This window comes from Blastococcus deserti (genome assembly GCF_042682525.1).
GTDB classification, from domain to species: domain Bacteria; phylum Actinomycetota; class Actinomycetes; order Mycobacteriales; family Geodermatophilaceae; genus Blastococcus_B; species Blastococcus_B deserti.
Map to the genome: position 1 here is coordinate 74,746 of NZ_JBHUHP010000030.1, position 16,873 is coordinate 91,618.

Below are 16,873 nucleotides of genomic sequence, written 5' to 3' on the forward strand. Positions count from 1 at the left end.
CCGATGCATCCACATCTCAGCGACCTCGCGTCCACCGCCCACCGGACCGGCCTGCGGGCCGAGGGCGCCCTGTGGGCCGAGACCTCCCGGCGCGGCGGCTGGGCCGGACCGCCTCGCCTCGCGGACCGGTGGGGCGCCGCGGTGCGACGTGCCGCGGCCTGGGCGGAGCGGGCGCACGCGGTGCGAGACGCCGGTGTCTGCTGCCCCGCCTGAGCGGGAGTGCTACGAACGCGTGGTGGTCGGTCACTGATCGCCACGGGTTCGTAGCACTCGGCGGAGGGCGCTGATGGATCTCGACGAGGTGGCCGACGAGCTGTACGCGGCGCCGCCGGAGGAGTTCATCGCGCTCCGCACCACCCGGCAGCACGAGGCCAGGGCCGACGGCGACACGGCGCTGGCCAAGCGGATCGGCGCGCTCCCCAAGCCGTCGACCGCGGCGTGGGCCTGCAACGTCCTCGTGCGCGAGCAGCGCGCGGAGATCGAGGGGCTGGTCGAACTGGGAGGCCTTCTCCGGGAGGCGCAGGAGTCGCTGGCCGGTGACCAGCTCAAGGCGCTCAACCGGCAGCGCTCGCAGCTGCTCGCCGCGCTCACGCGGCAGGCGTCGGCGCTCGCCCGCGAGCGCGGCCGGCCGATCAGCACCTCCGTCGCCGACCAGGTCGAGGAGACCCTCCGGGCGGCCATGACCGAGCCCGACGCCGGCGAGGCCCTGCTGTCGGGGCGGCTCACCTCGGCCATGTCGTACAGCGGGATGGGCACCCTGACCGGCCGCCCCGATCTCCGCCTGGTGCGGCCGCCGACGCCCGAGCCGGTGCGGGAGAGGCCGTCCACCGGGAAGCGGGCGTCCGACGCCGCCGAACGGCGCCGGGCGCGGGAGGAGGAGGCGCGGCGGGTCGCCGAGGAACGTCGGCGCAAGGAGCTGGCCGACGCGCGGCGGGCCGTGGAGGAGGCCACCGCGCTGGCCGAGGAGGCGGCGGCCGCGGTGGAGGAGGACCGGCGCACCGCCGAGGCGCTCGACGCCCGCCAGCAGGAACTGCAGGCCCGTGTGGCCGAGCTGTCGGGCCAGCTGGCCCGCGCCGAGCACGACGCGGCCCAGGTGGGTGCGGAGTTCAAACGGGCCGAGCGCCACCTGCGGACGGCCGAGCGCCAGGCCGCCGACGCCGCCGCGGCGCGCGACCGGGCGCTCGCCCATCTGGCCGATCTCGAGGACGGCGACGGCTGACCGGTCCCTTGTCGCGGCGCCGCACGCGGGTCGACACTGCCTGGCACCGAGCAGCCTTCCCGACGACGTGGAGGATCCGTGAGCTCACCCCAGGAACCCGCGACCGGCGACACCGCGCCCGACCACTCGCGCAGCGGGGACGACGTCGCCGAGGCGATCGGAGTCGCCGAACGCGGCTCCGCCGTCCGGGAGGTGCACGACCGGGGCGCCGGCAACACGACCGCGCAGGCGCCGGTGGAGCAGACGGCGGGCGATCCCGCGATGACGGAGGGACAGGTCGTCGGGGAGGGCGAAGGAGGCCGGTCCGCGTCGTCGGGCCCGGCACCGTCGCAGGAGACGTCCGGCGCCGCCCAGTCGGTCGTCGGCGCCCGCACCCCCGACCGGATCGCCGCGGGCGAGGAGCCGCCCGCCGATCCGGCGGCTCGCTGACCGTCAGCTCCACAGCTCCACGCGCACCGTCGGATGCGCCCGGTCCGGGCGGCGGGGCCGGGCCAGCAGCGCGCTGGTGGCGTCCGGCGTGGTGAGGAAGCGCTGCAGTGCCCGGGCCGCGCCGGTTCCCGCGCCGCCGGACGGCACGCCGGCCCACCACAGGCCGGTCACCGGCGTGCCGTCGACGGGCAGCCGGACGACGACCCCGCGCCGGACGTCGTCCCGGACGGCGTGTCCCAGCGCCAGCATCAGTCCCGCGCCCGCCCGGACGGCGGCCAGCGCGTCGGCCTCGCTGTCCCGGCGCTCCACCTGCGGTGGCCCGGGCGTCCCGTCCATCCAGCGGGCCTCCTCGCTGCCGGCCTCGATCCCGGCGGGCCCGGCCAGCCACCGGTGCCCGGCGAGATCGGCCGGTCGCAGACGACCGTGCCCCGCCAGCGGGTGGGCCGCCGTGGCCACGACCACCCGCTCGTAGCGGAGGAAGGGCACCGCGTCGACCGCTCGCCCCGTGGCCGGTGACGGCCGCACGCCGAGCACGATGTCCGCGAGGCCGTCGGCGAGGGCGGCCGCAGCACAGTCGGTCGACCCGACGGTCAGGTCGACGGCGGCCCGCGGCATCCGCCGGGTGAACGCCCTGACCACCGCCCCCACCACGTGCTCGGCACATGCAGCGGTCGCCAGCACCCGCAGCCGGCCGGACGACGTCGCGTGCGCCACCTCCCGGTGGGTGCGTTCGGCCAGCCGCACCATCTCCCGTGCCCGGCCGGCCAGCACCCGGCCACCGGGCGTGAGCGTGATCCCCGACCCGGTGCGGCGGAACAGCGGGTCACCGAGGTCCTTGCGCAGCGCCGCGACCGCTGCCGAGACGGCGGGCTCGCTGACTCCGAGGGCGGCGGCCGCGGCGCGCAGGGAACCGAGTTCGGCGACCAGCGCGAAGGTCCGGAGCTGGGTGAACGTCATGCGAGGCACCCGTCATAAGCCATCGGTTATGGGCATGTTGACAGTCACCTGGGTCACCGCCAAGCTCCTCCGCCACCAGGGCTCCAGCGTCGGGTCCCTGGGGAGGGGTGGCCCCGTGCAGGTACCGGCTCCGTTCGAGTACGTGCGAGCGACCAGCGTCGAGCACGCACTCGAACTGCTCGAACGCCACGGCCCCGAGGCCCGCGTCATCGCCGGCGGGCACAGCCTGCTGCCGATGATGAAACTCCGGCTGGCCCGCCCGGAGTGGCTCGTCGACATCAACGACGTCGCCGAGCTCGACCACCTCACCGAGGACGGCGACCAGCTGCGCATCGGCGCGCTCACCCGGCACGCGGCACTGCTCGCGTCGGAGCGCGTCGGCCGCCTGTTCCCGATCGTCCACGACGCCGAACGGGTCATCGCCGACCCCGTGGTACGCAACCGCGGCACGATCGGCGGCTCCCTCGGCCAGGCCGATCCCGCCGAGGACCTCACCACCGTCTGCGACGTCCTCCGCGCCCAGGTGGTGATCGCCGGGAGGGGCGGCGAACGGGTCGTCGACATGGCCGACTTCCACCGCGGGCCGTACGAGACCGCCTGCGAGCAGCACGAGCTGATCACCGAGATCCGGCTGCCCGTCCAGGGCCGCTCGGGCAGCGCCTACGAGAAGGTCGAGCGCCGCGTCGGCGACTGGGCCGTCGCCGCCGCCGGTGGGGTCCTCGTACTCTCCCCGGACGGCGTCATCGAGGACGCCGCGATCGGGCTGACCGCCGTCGGGCTGGAGGGGCTGGCCGTGGACGCCGCGGCGGTGCTCGTCGGGCAGCGGCCGTCCGAGGAGGTCTTCGCCCAGGCCGGCCGGCTGGCTGCCGAGGCGAGCTCACCGACCGAGGATCAACGCGGCCCCGTCGACTACAAGCGGCACCTCGCCGACGAACTCACCCGCCGGGTCCTGCGCAGCGCCGCCGCGCGCGCGGGTGCCCTTGCCGACGTCTCGGGAGGCTGACGATGCAGGTCACCATGACCGTCAACGGGACCGAGGTGACTCGGGACGTCGAACCGCGGCTGCTGCTCGTGCACTACCTGCGCGAGACGCTCGGGCTCACCGGCACCCACTGGGGCTGCGACACCAGCAACTGCGGCACCTGCGTCGTCCTGGTCGACGGCGAGCCCGTGAAGTCGTGCACCCAGCTGGCCGCGATGACCGACGGGCACGACGTCCGGACGGTGGAGGGCCTCGCCGACGGCCAGCGGCTGGACCCGGTGCAGCAGGGCTTCATGGAGGAGCACGGCCTGCAGTGCGGGTTCTGCACCCCCGGGATGATGCTGACCGCCCGCGCGCTGCTCGACCGCAATCCCGACCCGGACGAGCAGGAGATCCGCGAGGCCATCTCCGGCCAGATCTGCCGCTGCACCGGCTACGCGACGATCGTCCGCTCCATCCGGTGGGCCGCCGAGCACCCGGCCGAGCACGGCGCCAACGTGGTCGCCCCCACGGAGGCCGAGGAAGTGCCTGCGTGAGCGAGCTCGCCGAGGAGCAGAGCACGACTGCGCATGGCGCCGACGGGCGCCGGCGAGGAGGAGTCATGACGACGGTCCAGGAACGCTCCGCGATGCCCCAGGAGCGCGAGCCCAACCCGGCGATGACCGCGTCCGACCGGCCGATCGGCTTCGGCCGGGTCCAGCGCAAGGAGGACCCCCGCTTCATCCGCGGCAAGGGCCGCTACCTCGACGACATCGTGCTGCCCGGGATGCTGCACGGCGCGATGCTGCGCTCCCCGGTGGCGCACGCGCGGCTGGTCTCCATCGACACGACCGAGGCGCTCGCCCACCCCAAGGTGCTCGCCGTCATCACCGGCAAGGACCTCGAGGGGCTCAACCTCGCCTGGGCGCCGACGCTGTCGGCCGACGTCATGGCCATCCTGGCCACCGACAAGGTGCGGTTCCAGGGCCAGGAGGTGGCGTTCGTCGTCGCCGAGGACCGCTACTCCGCACGCGACGCGCTGGAGCTCATCGACGTCGAGTACGAGGACCTGCCCCCCGTGGTCGATGCCCGTCGCGCCCTTGACCCCGGCGCCCCGGTCATCCGGGACGACAAGGAGGGGCAGACCGACAACCACATCTTCGACTGGGAGGCCGGCGACAAGGCCGAGACCGACGCCGTCTTCGCCCGCGCGGACGTCGTCGTCCGGCAGGAGATGGTCTACCCCCGCGTGCACCCGGCGCCGATGGAGACCTGCGGCGCGATCGCCGACTACGACCCGGTCGACGGCAAGCTCACCCTCTACGAGACCACGCAGGCGCCGCACGCGCACCGGACGCTCTACGCCATGGTCGCCGGCATCCCCGAGCACAAGATCCGGGTCATCGCGCCGGACATCGGGGGCGGCTTCGGCAACAAGGTCGGCATCTACCCCGGCTACGTCTGCGCCGTCGTCGGCTCGATCCTCACGGGGCGGCCGGTCAAGTGGGTCGAGGACCGGTCGGAGAACCTGATGTCGACGGCGTTCGCCCGGGACTACACGATGACCGGCGAGATCGCCGCGACCCGCGACGGGAGGATCCTCGCCGTCCGCACGCACGTGCTGGCCGACCACGGGGCCTTCAACGCCACCGCGCAGCCCACCAAGTACCCGGCCGGCTTCTTCTCCATCTTCACCGGCAGCTACGACCTGCAGGCCGCGCACTGCTCCGTCACCGGCGTCTACACGAACAAGGCGCCGGGCGGGGTGGCCTACGCCTGCTCGTTCCGGGTGACCGAGGCGGTCTACCTGGTCGAGCGGATGGTCGACGTCCTGGCCAAGGAACTGGAGATGGACCCGGCCGAGCTGCGCCTGCGCAACTTCATCCGGCCCGAGCAGTTCCCGTACAAGAACAAGACCGGCTGGGAGTACGACTCCGGCGACTACGAACCGGCCCTGCGCATGGCGATGGAGCTCATCGACTACGAGGGGCTGCGCCGCGAGCAGGCCGAGAAGCGCGCCCGCGGCGAGCTGATGGGCATCGGCGTCTCCTTCTTCACCGAGACCGTCGGTGCCGGACCCCGCAAGCACATGGACATCGTCGGCCTCGGCATGGCCGACGGCGCCGAGGTGCGCGTCCACCCGACCGGCAAGGCCGTCGTCCGGCTGTCGGTGCAGACCCAGGGGCAGGGCCACGAGACGACGTTCGCGCAGATCGTCGCCGAGGAGCTGGGCATCCCACCCGAGGACATCGAGGTCGTGCACGGCGACACCGACCAGACGCCGTTCGGCCTGGGTACCTACGGCAGCCGCTCCACGCCGGTCAGCGGGGGAGCGGTGGCGCTTGCCGCGCGCAAGGTGCAGGAGAAGGCGCGGCTGATCGCCGCGGCGATGCTGGAGACCCGGCCCGAGGACCTGGAGTGGGAGAAGGGCCGCTGGTACGTGAAGGGCGATCCCAGCGCCGGGAAGACGATCGCCGAGATCGCCCTGGGCGCGCACGGCACAGTCGCGCTGCCCGAGGGCGTCGACGGCAACCTCGACGCGGAGGTCACCTACGACCCGCCCAACCTGACGTTCCCGTTCGGCGCCTACATCTGCGCGGTGGACGTCGATCCGGGCACCGGCAAGGTGCACGTCCGGAGGTTCACCGCCGTCGACGACTGCGGCACCCGCATCAACCCGATGATCGTCGAGGGGCAGATCCACGGGGGCCTCGCCGACGGCGTCGGGATGGCGCTCATGGAGTTCATCGGCTTCGACGAGCAGGGCAACTGCCTCGGCGGCTCGTTCATGGACTACCTGATCCCCACCGCCATGGAGGTCCCGGACTGGGAGACCGGCTACACCGTGACGCCGTCCCCCCACCACCCGATCGGCGCCAAGGGCATCGGGGAGTCCGCGACCGTGGGTTCGCCGCCGGCCGTGGTCAACGCCGTCGTCGACGCGCTGGCGCCGTTCGGCGTCACCCACATGGACATGCCGTGCACGCCGGCGCGCGTGTGGGAGGCCATGCAGGGCCGGCCCACGCCACCGATCTGAGGAGGGCACCGTGTCGGTGACCGACACCGCGGCGGAGCTGACGCGCACCCGGGAGCCGTTCGTCCAGGCCACCGTCGTCCGCGCGCAGAAGCCGACCAGCGCGCACGCCGGTGACACCGCGCTGGTGCGGGCCGACGGGAGCATCGACGGCTTCGTCGGCGGTACCTGCGCCGAGGCGTCGGTGCGGGAGTACGGGCTGATGACCCTGTCGACCAACCAGCCGCTGCTGCTGCGCATCGTGCCAGGCGAGGTGACCGCCGGCGCCGGTGAGGAGGGCGCGGTCACCGTCGCGAACCCCTGCCTGTCCGGGGGAGCGGTGGAGATCTTCCTCGAGCCGCGGGTGCCCGCGCCGCGGATGCTCGTCGTGGGGGACAGCCCGGTGGCGGAGGCCCTCGCGACCCTGGGCCGGCCGCTCGGCTTCGACGTCCAGCTCGTCGCGGGCGAGCAGGCCGTACCCGCCGTAGGGGACGCCGCGCTGGTCGTCGCCTCGCACGGGCGGGAGGAGGAGCCCGCGCTCACCGCGGCGCTGAGGCTCGGCGTCCCCTACGTCGGCCTGGTCGCCAGCCGGATCCGCGGTGCCGGCGTGCTGGCGTCCCTCGACGTCACCGACGAGCAGCGCAGCCGGGTGCACAGCCCGGCGGGTCTCGACATCGGCGGCCGGACGGCGGCCGAGATCGCCCTGTCGGTGCTCGCGGAGATCGTCGCCGAACGGCGGGCGCGGGAGCGGACCGCCCCCGCACCGGCGCCGGCGAGCGCGGTGGACCCCGTGTGCGGGATGACGGTGGCCGCCGTCGACAGCACTCCGCACGTCGAGCTCGACGGGACGACGACCTGGTTCTGCTGCGAGGGCTGCCGGAAGGCCTTCCTCGCCGAGCCTGCCCGGTATGCCGCGGCCTCCTGATCAGCTTTCCGTACCGGAAGCTGGCCGGACCCGCCCAGCTTCCGGTACGGAAAGCGGGGAGGGGTCGTGACGGCGGCAGCGCGGATGGGGGCGGAGGAGGCGGTCCAGGAGCGCGTGCCGGACGTCGAGACCCTGGCCGCTGCCCTGGACGACGTCGACTACCTCGCCGACCCGGGCCTGGCGACCGCCCTGTTCCTCGCCGTCCGGCTGCCCCAACCGCTGCTGCTGGAGGGCGAGCCCGGCGTCGGCAAGACCGAGGCGGCCAAGGCGCTCGCCCGCGTCCTGGACACCCCGCTGTACCGGCTGCAGTGCTTCGAGGGGATCGACGCCGCCGAGGCCCTCTACGAGTGGAACCACCCGCGCCAGCTGCTCGGCATCCGGCTGGCGGAGGCCCGCGGCGCCGCGCTGGCCGAGGACGACCTCTTCGGCGCCGACTACCTGCTCCGGCGGCCACTGCTCCAGGCGATCGAGCATCCCGGTCCCCGGCCGGCGGTCCTGCTGCTCGACGAGATCGACCGCGCCGACGCGGAGTTCGAGGCGTTCACCTTCGAGGTGCTCGCCGAGGCCGCGGTCACCGTGCCCGAGCTGGGCACCATCCGAGCCGCCCACCCCCCGGTGGTCGTCCTCACCTCGAACCGGACGCGCGACCTGCACGACGCGCTGACCCGCCGCTGCCTGTACCACTGGATCGACTATCCGCCGCCGGAGCGGGTCGCCGAGATCGTGCGACGGCGCGTGCCCGGCAGCGCCGAACCGCTGGCGGTGTCGGCGGCCGCCGCAGTGGCCCGGCTGCGCTCGCTGGAGATGGTCAAGCCGCCGGGCATCGCCGAGGTCGTCGACTGGGTCGCGGCGCTGAACCTGCTCGGACTGGACCGGCTCGACCCGGCCGCCGTGGAGCGCACCTGGGGCACGGTGCTCAAGAACCGCGACGACCAAGAGCTGGCCCGTGCACGGGGCGCGGCCTGGCTGGCCGGTGCCTGACCTGCCGGTCGTGGGCCCCGGCCCCCTCGCGGTCGGCCTGACGACGGCGCTGCACCGGGCCGGGCTGCCGGCGCCACCCGAGCGGGCGGCCGGGCTGGCGCGCGCCCTCCAGCTGGTGCCGCCGCTCGACCGCAGCGCCCTGTACTGGACGTGCCGCATCGTGCTGGTCACCGACCGGGCTCAGCTCCCGGTCTTCGACGCCGTCTTCTCCGCGGTCTTCGACGGGCGGCTGGATCCCGCCGACAGCCGCGGCGACCCGGCCGCCCCGCCGCCGGTCGGCAGCGAACCGCGCACCCGGCCGGCGCCGCGCGACTCCCGCCCGGCCGATATCGGCCCCTCGTCGGGTGCGACCGCCCGCGCCGGCGGGGACGACGGGGGAACCGAGGGCGAGCGGGATGCGCTGGTCGCCGCGGCTTCCTCCGAGGAACGGCTGCGGCACACGTCCTTCGCCGACCTGGGCGCCGAGGAGCTCGACACGGTCCGGGAGCTGGTGCGGCGGCTGGTGCTGAGCACGCCGGTGCGGCGCAGCCGTCGGAGCCGGGTGACCCGCAGGTCGGGGGACCGGCTGGACCTGCGCCGCACGGTACGCGGCGCGCAGCGCACCGGTGGCGACCCGGCCCGCCTCGTGCACGCGGCCCGGCGGACGACACCGCGCCGGCTGGTGCTGCTGTGCGACGTGTCCGGGTCGATGGAGCCCTACACGCGGGTCTACCTGGCCCTGCTGCAGGGGGCGGTCGCCGGGGCGCGGGCGGAGGCATTCGTCTTCGCCACCCGGCTCACCCGGCTGACCCGCCAGCTGGGAACCCGGGACCACGACCAGGCCTTGGCCCGCGCCGGTGCGACGTCGTCCGACTGGGCGGGGGGTACCCGGCTGGCGGAGGGCATCGGCCGGTTCGTCACCGACCACGGGCGCCGAGGCCTGGCGCGCGGCGCGGTCGTGGTCGTGCTCTCGGACGGGTGGGCGCTGGACGACCCCGAGGAGGTGGCCGAGGCGATGCGGCGGCTGCGCCGGCTGGCGCACCGGATCGTCTGGGTGAACCCGCGCCGGGCGGCACCGGGGTACGCGCCGCTGGTCGGCGGCATGGCGGCCGCGCTGCCGTACTGCGACGCCTTCGTCAGCGGGCACAGCCTCGCGGCGCTGGAGCAGGTGGTCGCCGCCGTCCGCGAGTGAGCGGACCCCCGAAGGACCCGTCCTCCTCACCGCTCGTGGAAGGACCCCGTCCCCCGATCCCTCGCGAGCCCGGGGCGGGCCCGGGCGGCGACAAGCCCCCGGACGGGGCCGACATGCCCTCGCAGGCTCGGGCGAGCCTCCCGACGGGGCCTAGCCCATCGTCTTCTGACCGTCGAGCGACTCCCGCAGGATGTCTGCGTGGCCGGCGTGCTGGGCGGTCTCGGCGACGATGTGCAGGAACACCCGGCGGGCGGAGCGGACGGCGCCCGGCGGGAACCACGGGGCCTCCGGCAGCGGGTGGGACGCGTCGAGGTCGGGCAGCGTCCGGACCAGCTCGTCGGTGCGGCGCGCGATCTCCTCGTACTCGGCCAGGACCCCCGCCAGCGTCTCGCCGGGCAGCAGCCGGAACTCCTCCGCCCACTTCTCGAACCCGGCCGCGTCGGTCGGCGTCGCCATCGCCTGCGTGCCCTCGAGGACGAAGCGGGCCCAGTTGGCCTCCTGATGGGCGACGTGCTTGAGCAGCCCGCCGAGGGTCAGCTCGCTCGCCGTCGTCCGCAGCCGCGCCTGCTCGTCGTCGAGCCCCCGGACCGTGTGTCGGAGGAACTGCCGGTGTGCCGCGAGGGTCTCGAGCAGGTCGGCCCGCTCGGCGGTCAGGGTGGTGCCGGTCATGCCTGCCTCCCGGATGCGTGTGCGCTGTGCTCCGGACGCTAGGGGGAGGCACTGACACCCCGGACCGATCGGCATCCGGCGATGACCTCCGCGGCGAAGGACGGTCATACCTGCGACCTACCGTGCAGCTCGCAGACGCCGATTCGCCAGGAGGCCGTCATGAGCCCGACCGTCACCCGTCTCGACCGGCTGGACCGGGACATCTCGGTCGCCCATGTCGCCCTCGGCGTCGCCCGCGCGGCGTACACCCGCTGCCCGTCGGCGGAGAACGCACGGCTCGTGGAGGAGGCGTGGGCCGCCGTGGACCGCCTGCTCGACGAGCGGCTCGCGGCGCAGCGGTGATCCGCGCCGGTCTGCGGGTCCGGCGGGCCTTTCCTAGCGTGGCCTCATGACAGGGGCTCCCCGACGCGTCGCGATCATCACCGGCTCGGAGTCGGGCATCGGCCGCTCGATCGCCGTCGCGCTCGCCCGGCAGGGGTGCGACATCGGCATCACCTGGTACCGCGACGAGGCGGCCGGCGAGGCGACCGCCGAGGAGGTCCGGTCGCTGGGCCGGCGGGCGGAGGTCCGTCCGGTCGACCTGACCCGGCTGCCGGAGGCCGGGGACGTCGTCGACGAGCTGGCGGAGACCCTCGGCGGGGTCGACGTCCTGGTCAACGACGCGGGAACCGGTCACATGACCCCACTGCTGGATCTCGACCTGGCCACGTGGCGGGAGGTCCTCGCGACCGACCTGGACGGTGCCTTCCTCTGCCTCCAGCGTGCGGCCCGCCGCATGGTGGCCGCCGGCCGGGGCGGCCGGATCGTCAACATCACGAGCGTGCACGAGCACCAGCCGCGCGTCGGTGCCGCCGCCTACTGCGCCGCGAAGGGCGGCCTCGGCCTGCTCACCCGGGTTGCCGCCCTGGAGCTCGCCGAGCACGGCATCACCGTCAACGCGGTCGCGCCGGGCGAGATCGCGACCGCGATGACCGGGCAGGAGGACGAGGACCCCACCACGCCGGGCCACCGGCGCCCGGGCGTGCCGCTGGGCCGCCCGGGGCACGCGGCCGAGGTGGCCGCCGTCGTGGCCTTCCTGGTCTCCCCGGACGCCGGCTACGTGACCGGCGCGTCCTGGGCCGTGGACGGCGGCATGCTGCAGATGGGCCCCATGGCCGGGTCGCACCTGGAGAGCGAGGACTGGCGCCGAGGGTGACTCAGACGGCCCGGCCGCTGCGCTTCTGCAGGTAGAGGTCGGCGTCCGCGCGGGCCAGGACGGTGGCCAGCGTGTCGCCGGGCCGTGCGGTGGCGACACCGGCCGACCAGGCGAACGCGTGGGTGGCGTCCAGCTGCCGGAGGATCCGCCGGGCACCGTGCTCGTCGGTGGCCGGCAGGCACAGGACGAATTCGTCGCCGCCGTAGCGGCCGAGCAGGTCTGCCCGCCGCAGCCGCGCCGCCCAGCCGGTGGCGAGGTCGCGCAGCAGGGTGTCGCCGGCGCCGTGCCCCTCGCGGTCGTTGAGCCCCTTGAAGTCGTCGAGGTCGAGGATGGCGACGCTGAGCGGTTCGCCCGTGCGCGCCGCCCGGGACAGGTGTCGCGCCGCCTCGGCCTCCCACGCGCGGCGGTTGGCCACCCCGGTCAGCGGATCGGTGGTCGCGGCGGTGCGGAGGGTGCGGGCGAGGCGGCCCTGCACCTCGGTGAACGCCACGACCGAGACGACGACCGCCGCCCAGGGGACCGCGAACCCGGTGGGCTCGGCGGCGATCGCCCCCGCGGTGGTCAGCAGGACGAGGGCGGCGGCGTGCAGCCGGGCGGCGGTCAGGTCGAAGAAGTGCGCGGCGTACAGGCCGACGGCGATCAGGGCCGGGCCCAGACCCACGATGCCCACGGCTCTCGCCGACTGCCAGGCGAAGACGGCGATCAGCATGCCGGCGAGGGCCACGGCGGCGTGCGCCACCCAGCCGTGGAAGCGGGAGCGGAACGTCCAGATCGCGAAGCCGCCGCCGATCCCGGCGGCCGCGAGCGCTCCCCAGAGCGCGACGGGGGTCTCCGGATGGGCCGGCCAGATCGCCGCCGCCAGGCACAGGAGCCCGCAGACGACGTACAGCGCCGCGAGGAGCAGCGCTGGGGTGTGCCGGTCGGCCTGCATGGTGTCCATCCTCCATGGGAGACGACCGGTTCTCGGTTCGGATGCCCGATGGGGTGGCGCCGTGTCACCTCCCTGTGAGCTCCGCCGGCACGGTGATCACGTCGACCATCGCCCCGCGCCGGTACACGGTCATCGGCAGGGGCCGCCCGATGGCGTCGGCGAAGAGCAGCCGTTGCAGGCTCTGCGCGTCGGCGACCGGGCGCCGGCCGGCCTCCAGCACCAGGTCACCGGCCTTGAGCCCCGACCGGTCCGCCGGAGCGCCGGGGACGACGTCGACGATCCGCAGCCCCCGTCGGCGGCCGGTGCGCTCGGCCAGCGTGGCCGGGAGCGGCGCGGGGGTGCTCACCAGGCCCAGGTAGGCCCGGCGCACCCGCCCGTCGGCCACCAGCGCGCCGATGATCCGCCGGCTGGTGTCGTTCATCGGGACAGCGAGCCCCAGGCCCCATCCCGCGACCGCGGTGTTGATGCCGACGACGCGCGAGGAGGAGTCGGCCAGCGCTCCGCCGCTGTTGCCGGGGTTGAGCGCGGCGTCGGTCTGGATCACGTCCTCCACCACGCGCGCGGTGCGCCCGTCCCGGGTGGGCAGCGAGCGGCCGAGGCCGCTCACGACACCGGCGGTGACCGAGCCGGACAGGCCCAGCGGGTTGCCGACAGCCACCACGAGCTGGCCGACGCGCAGCGTGCCGGCGTCGCCCAGCTCGGCCGGCGGTGGAGTCCGGCCGCGGGCCCGCACGACGGCGAGGTCGGAGAGCGGGTCGGCGCCGACCACGTCGACGTCGGTCTCGGTCCCGTCGCTGAACACCGCCAGCCCGCGGGCGGCCCGCGCGACCACGTGCGCGTTGGTGAGCAGCAGGCCGTCGTCGCTGACGACGACGGCCGAGCCCGCCCCGCCCCGGCCGTCGCGGCCGGTGACCTGCAGGGCGGCGACGTGGGGGGTCAGGTCTGCCGCCACCGCGGTGACGATCCGCGAGTAGGCGTCCAGCGGGGACTCGGTCGCGGGATCCGGTGCCAGGCTCATCGCGCCCTCCCGATTACTGGCTTACAGCGCCCAGTGAACGCCTTCCGCCGGGCCGGTGGTACAGGTCATGCCGTGGGCGAACAGGCCCCCGATACTGGGCCGGTGACCTGCGGACGGAACTCGTGATCGCATCGCGGGCCGACCGGCGGCGGGCGGCCGACCTGGCGTGGCGGGCGCTGCGGCCCCGGCTGGCCGTCGACGCCGCCCACGCGCTCGGCGCGGAGGAGGCCGACGCCTTCCTCACCCGCATCGACGTGGCGCTCGTCGACATCCACGAGCCGCTGGCCGTCCTCTACGGCGAGCGGGCCGACGTGGACACCCTCTTCGAGCGGGCCCTGCGGACGGCGCTGGCCGCCGCCGCGGAGCGCCCCGGCGACCTCCGGCGGCTCGACCGGCGCCGGGAGATCGATCCGGCCTGGTTCCAGCGGGCGCGGATGCAGGGCTACGTCTGCTACGTCGACCGCTTCTGCGGAACGCTGCGTGACCTGCCGTCGACGCTGGACTACCTCGCCGAGCTCGGCACCACGTACCTGCACCTGATGCCGCTGCTGCAGCCTCGGCCGGGGGAGAACGACGGCGGCTACGCCGTCGCCGACTACCGCGCCGTCGACCCGCGGCTCGGCACGATGGCCGACCTGGAGGAGGCCGCCCGTGCCCTGCACGAGCGGGGCATGAGCCTGTGCATCGACCTGGTGCTCAACCACACCGCACGTGAGCACGCCTGGGCGCAGGGGTGGCTCGCCGGCGACCCGGCGTTCGCCGACTTCTACACCGCCTTCCCCGACCGGACGATGCCCGACGCCTACGACGCCACGATCCCGGAGGTCTTCCCCGACCGGGCGCCCGGCTCGTTCAGCTGGGTGCCGGAGGCCTGCGGCGACGCCGGCGGTTGGGTCTGGACGACGTTCTGGCCGTATCAGTGGGACCTCGACTACACCAACCCCGCGGTCACCCTGGCGATGCTCGGCGAGATCACCTGGCTGGCCAACCGCGGGGTGGACGTGTTCCGCATGGACGCCGTCCCGTTCATGTGGAAGCGGCTGGGCACCACCTGCCAGAACCAGCCGGAGGGGCACACCCTCCTGCAGCTGCTGCACGCGCTGACCCGGCTGGCGGCTCCCGGCGTCGTGTTCAAGGCGGAGGCGATCGTCTCCCCGGAGGATCTCGTGCCCTACCTGGGCGGGCACGACCGCTACCGCCCCGAGTGCGAGCTGGCCTACCACAACCAGCTCATGGTGGTGGGCTGGAGCAGCCTGGCCACCGGCGACGCCCGGCTGGCCGCCTCCGCCCTGCGGCGCATGCGGCCGATCCCCCCGGGCTCGTCCTGGGTGACCTACGTGCGGGGTCACGACGACATCGGCTGGGCGATCAGTGACGTGGACGCGGCGGCGGTCGGCGTCAGCGGCTTCGGGCACCGGCGTTTTCTGAACGACTTCTTCAGCGGCCGCTTCCCGGGCTCCTGGGCGCGCGGGGCGCTGTTCCAGGAGAACGAGGCCACCGGCGACGCCCGGATCTCCGGGTCGGCGGCGTCCCTCTGCGGCATCGAGGACGCCCTCGAGCGGGGGGACCCCGCCGCCCTGGACGCCGGGGTCCGGCGACTGGTCCTGCTGTACTCCGTCGCCTTCGCTTGGGGCGGCATCCCGTTGCTGTACATGGGTGACGAGCTGGCGCTGCGCAACGACGCCGGCTACCTCGCCGACCCCGAGCGGGCGCCGGACAACCGGTGGATGCACCGCCCGCCGATGGACTGGGCGGCGGCGGCCCGGCGGTCGGACCCCGTGAGCCTGGAGGGCCGGGTGTTCGCCTGGCTGCGCCGGCTGGGGGAGGTGCGGCGGTCGCTGATCGCGCTGCGGGGTGGCGGCGAGTCGGAGGTCCTGGACGTCGGCAACGACGCGGTCCTGGCCTGGCGGCGCCGGCATCCGCGCGGCGGGGCGTTCATCGGGCTGGCCAACTTCGGTTCAGCGACGGAGGGCGTCCTGGCCGACACGGTCACCGGCTTCGGCACGTTCGAGCCGGTGCTCTCCAGCGACGGCCGGCCGGACCTGCGCGCGGACCGGTTGCTCGTGCCCGGGCTCGGGTTCGTCTGGTTCGCCGAGCCCTGAGCCCTGACCGCTGGGCGGGGTGCGGGCACGCCCGCCAGGCCCTACCGTCAGAGCACGGCTGGCCCTCAGTCGCCCCTCGTCCGGGGAGGCCGGCGACCACGGCGTCGCCTCGCTGCACAGGAGGGCGCGTGGAGGTCGAGCGCGCGGGGGCACCGGCCGCCGCACCGCCGCCCGCGACGACGGCGAGCCCGGCCGGCACCACCTTCGGGGTCGAGGAGGAGTTCCACCTCGTCGACCCCGTCACCTACCGGCTGACGCCGAGCCCCGCGCTGGCCGCCGCCGTGCTGCGCCACGAGTCCGGCCGGCACCTGCACGCGGAGATCACCACGACGCAGCTGGAGTCGGTGACCGACGTCTGCACCGGCCTCGCGCAACTGCGGGCCGAGCTGGTCACCACCCGCGCCGAGGCGGCCGGCGCCGCGGCGCGTGCGGGGGTGCGCATCCTCGCCGCCTCGACCCACCCCTTCGACAGCTGGCAGCAGCAGGACATCACGCCGGCACCCCGCTACGAGGCGATGGTGGACCGGTGGGCCGGCCTGGCGCTGCAGCAGGACATCTGCGGCTGCCACGTCCACGTCGGTGTGCCGGACCTGGACACCGCGGTCGCCGTGATGGACCGCGCGCGGCCCTACCTCTCCGTGCTCCTGGCCATGACCGGCAGCTCGCCGTTCCACGACGGTGTCGACACCGGCCACCACAGCTACCGCACCGTCTGGTGGTCGCGGTGGCCCACCACCGGGCCCCCGGAGTACCTCGGCAGCTCCGAGCGGTTCCGCGAGGTGGTCGCCGGCCTGGTGACCTCCGGCGTGATCGCCGACGCCTCTCACCTCTACTGGGACCTGCGCCCGTCCAGTCACCTGCCCACTCTGGAGTTCCGGCTGGCGGACGTGTGCACCGAGGTCGACGACGTCGTGCTGCACGCCGCCCTGGTGCGGTCACTGGTCCGCGTGCTGGCGGCCCGGGCCGAGCGGGGGGAGCCCTGCCCGCAGCCTCGTCCGGAGCTCCTGCGGGCGGCACGGTGGCGGGCCGCCCGGCACGGCCTCGACGGCGGGCTGTTCGACCCGGTGGCGTGCGAGCTGGTGCCGGCGCGGGTGGCCGTGCGCCGGCTCCTCACGGAGCTGCGGGAGGACCTGCGGGACCACGGTGAGTGGAACGTCGTCGTCGACATGGTGGAACGACTGTTCGAGCGGGGTACGTCCGCCTCGCGGCAGCGGAGGACCTGGCTGCGCACGGGCGAGTGGCGCGAGGTCGCGGCCGGGATCGTCCGGGAGGGCACCGCGCTGGAGAACCGCTGAGGAGGAG

17 protein-coding genes are annotated in these 16,873 nt (G+C 74.8%); 13 read left to right on the plus strand and 4 right to left on the minus strand.

Going from position 1 to position 16,873, the window contains the following annotated elements; translation table 11 throughout:
- Positions 1–3: 3 nt before the first annotated feature.
- From ACFSHS_RS20255 to ACFSHS_RS20265, 3 genes are all read left to right on the plus strand, one after another.
- Positions 4–213 carry a hypothetical protein gene (locus ACFSHS_RS20255; RefSeq protein ID WP_376880088.1) on the plus strand — a complete coding sequence of 70 codons (210 nt, stop codon included), beginning with the start codon at positions 4–6 and terminating at the stop codon, positions 211–213.
- A 73-nt stretch (positions 214–286) separates the two neighbouring features.
- Positions 287–1,219, plus strand: a complete 933-nt coding sequence (locus ACFSHS_RS20260; protein ID WP_376880090.1) for a hypothetical protein — start codon at positions 287–289, stop codon at positions 1,217–1,219.
- A 78-nt stretch (positions 1,220–1,297) separates the two neighbouring features.
- Positions 1,298–1,648, plus strand: coding sequence for a hypothetical protein (locus ACFSHS_RS20265; RefSeq protein ID WP_376880092.1), 351 nt, complete (start codon positions 1,298–1,300; stop codon positions 1,646–1,648).
- 3 nt (positions 1,649–1,651) lie between these two features.
- Here ACFSHS_RS20265 and ACFSHS_RS20270 read toward each other — a convergent pair whose 3' ends face one another.
- Entirely contained in the window at positions 1,652–2,605 is a 954-nt protein-coding gene (locus tag ACFSHS_RS20270) for a LysR family transcriptional regulator (RefSeq protein ID WP_376880094.1), read from the minus strand.
- Between the two features lie 34 nt (positions 2,606–2,639).
- On the opposite strand from ACFSHS_RS20270, the gene ACFSHS_RS20275 reads away from it, so the two are divergent.
- The 6 genes from ACFSHS_RS20275 (at position 2,640) to ACFSHS_RS20300 (ending at position 9,656) form a co-directional block, all read left to right on the plus strand.
- Entirely contained in the window at positions 2,640–3,608 is a 969-nt protein-coding gene (locus ACFSHS_RS20275) for an FAD binding domain-containing protein (RefSeq protein ID WP_376880097.1), read from the plus strand.
- Between the two features lie 2 nt (positions 3,609–3,610).
- The gene (locus tag ACFSHS_RS20280; protein WP_376880100.1) at positions 3,611–4,123 is read left to right on the plus strand and encodes a (2Fe-2S)-binding protein; all 513 of its coding nucleotides are present in this window, start codon (positions 3,611–3,613) and stop codon (positions 4,121–4,123) included.
- A gap of 65 nt (positions 4,124–4,188) precedes the next feature.
- Entirely contained in the window at positions 4,189–6,603 is a 2,415-nt protein-coding gene (locus ACFSHS_RS20285; protein ID WP_376880103.1) for an aerobic carbon-monoxide dehydrogenase large subunit, read from the plus strand.
- 10 nt (positions 6,604–6,613) lie between these two features.
- The gene (locus ACFSHS_RS20290) at positions 6,614–7,504 is read left to right on the plus strand and encodes an XdhC family protein (protein ID WP_376880106.1); all 891 of its coding nucleotides are present in this window, start codon (positions 6,614–6,616) and stop codon (positions 7,502–7,504) included.
- Positions 7,505–7,570: 66 nt separating this feature from the next.
- A complete protein-coding gene (locus ACFSHS_RS20295; RefSeq protein WP_458199710.1) occupies positions 7,571–8,485 on the plus strand; it encodes an AAA family ATPase in 915 nt (304 codons plus the stop codon).
- Entirely contained in the window at positions 8,478–9,656 is a 1,179-nt protein-coding gene (locus ACFSHS_RS20300; RefSeq protein ID WP_376880108.1) for a vWA domain-containing protein, read from the plus strand. Before ACFSHS_RS20295 ends, ACFSHS_RS20300 begins: the two co-directional genes overlap by 8 nt.
- 150 nt (positions 9,657–9,806) lie before the next feature.
- Here ACFSHS_RS20300 and ACFSHS_RS20305 read toward each other — a convergent pair whose 3' ends face one another.
- Positions 9,807–10,325, minus strand: coding sequence for a DinB family protein (locus tag ACFSHS_RS20305; RefSeq protein WP_376880111.1), 519 nt, complete (start codon positions 10,323–10,325; stop codon positions 9,807–9,809).
- 159 nt (positions 10,326–10,484) lie between these two features.
- Here ACFSHS_RS20305 and ACFSHS_RS20310 point away from each other — a divergent pair, with 159 nt between their 5' ends.
- Positions 10,485–10,667 carry a hypothetical protein gene (locus ACFSHS_RS20310; RefSeq protein ID WP_376880113.1) on the plus strand — a complete coding sequence of 61 codons (183 nt, stop codon included), beginning with the start codon at positions 10,485–10,487 and terminating at the stop codon, positions 10,665–10,667.
- A 46-nt stretch (positions 10,668–10,713) separates the two neighbouring features.
- The gene (locus tag ACFSHS_RS20315; protein ID WP_376880115.1) at positions 10,714–11,520 is read left to right on the plus strand and encodes an SDR family oxidoreductase; all 807 of its coding nucleotides are present in this window, start codon (positions 10,714–10,716) and stop codon (positions 11,518–11,520) included.
- A 1-nt stretch (position 11,521) separates the two neighbouring features.
- Here ACFSHS_RS20315 and ACFSHS_RS20320 read toward each other — a convergent pair whose 3' ends face one another.
- Both ACFSHS_RS20320 and ACFSHS_RS20325 read right to left on the minus strand, forming a co-directional pair.
- On the minus strand, positions 11,522–12,451 hold the full coding sequence (locus ACFSHS_RS20320; protein ID WP_376880118.1) for a GGDEF domain-containing protein: 930 nt from the start codon (positions 12,449–12,451) through the stop codon (positions 11,522–11,524).
- Positions 12,452–12,515: 64 nt separating this feature from the next.
- The gene (locus ACFSHS_RS20325) at positions 12,516–13,469 is read right to left on the minus strand and encodes a S1C family serine protease (protein ID WP_376880121.1); all 954 of its coding nucleotides are present in this window, start codon (positions 13,467–13,469) and stop codon (positions 12,516–12,518) included.
- Positions 13,470–13,591: 122 nt separating this feature from the next.
- Here ACFSHS_RS20325 and ACFSHS_RS20330 point away from each other — a divergent pair, with 122 nt between their 5' ends.
- Together ACFSHS_RS20330 and ACFSHS_RS20335 are read left to right on the plus strand one after the other, a co-directional pair.
- Complete coding sequence (locus tag ACFSHS_RS20330; RefSeq protein ID WP_376880123.1) at positions 13,592–15,571, plus strand: alpha-amylase family protein; 1,980 nt, start codon at positions 13,592–13,594, stop codon at positions 15,569–15,571.
- Positions 15,572–15,699: 128 nt separating this feature from the next.
- Positions 15,700–16,866 carry a carboxylate-amine ligase gene (locus tag ACFSHS_RS20335; RefSeq protein ID WP_376880126.1) on the plus strand — a complete coding sequence of 389 codons (1,167 nt, stop codon included), beginning with the start codon at positions 15,700–15,702 and terminating at the stop codon, positions 16,864–16,866.
- Positions 16,867–16,873: the final 7 nt, after the last annotated feature.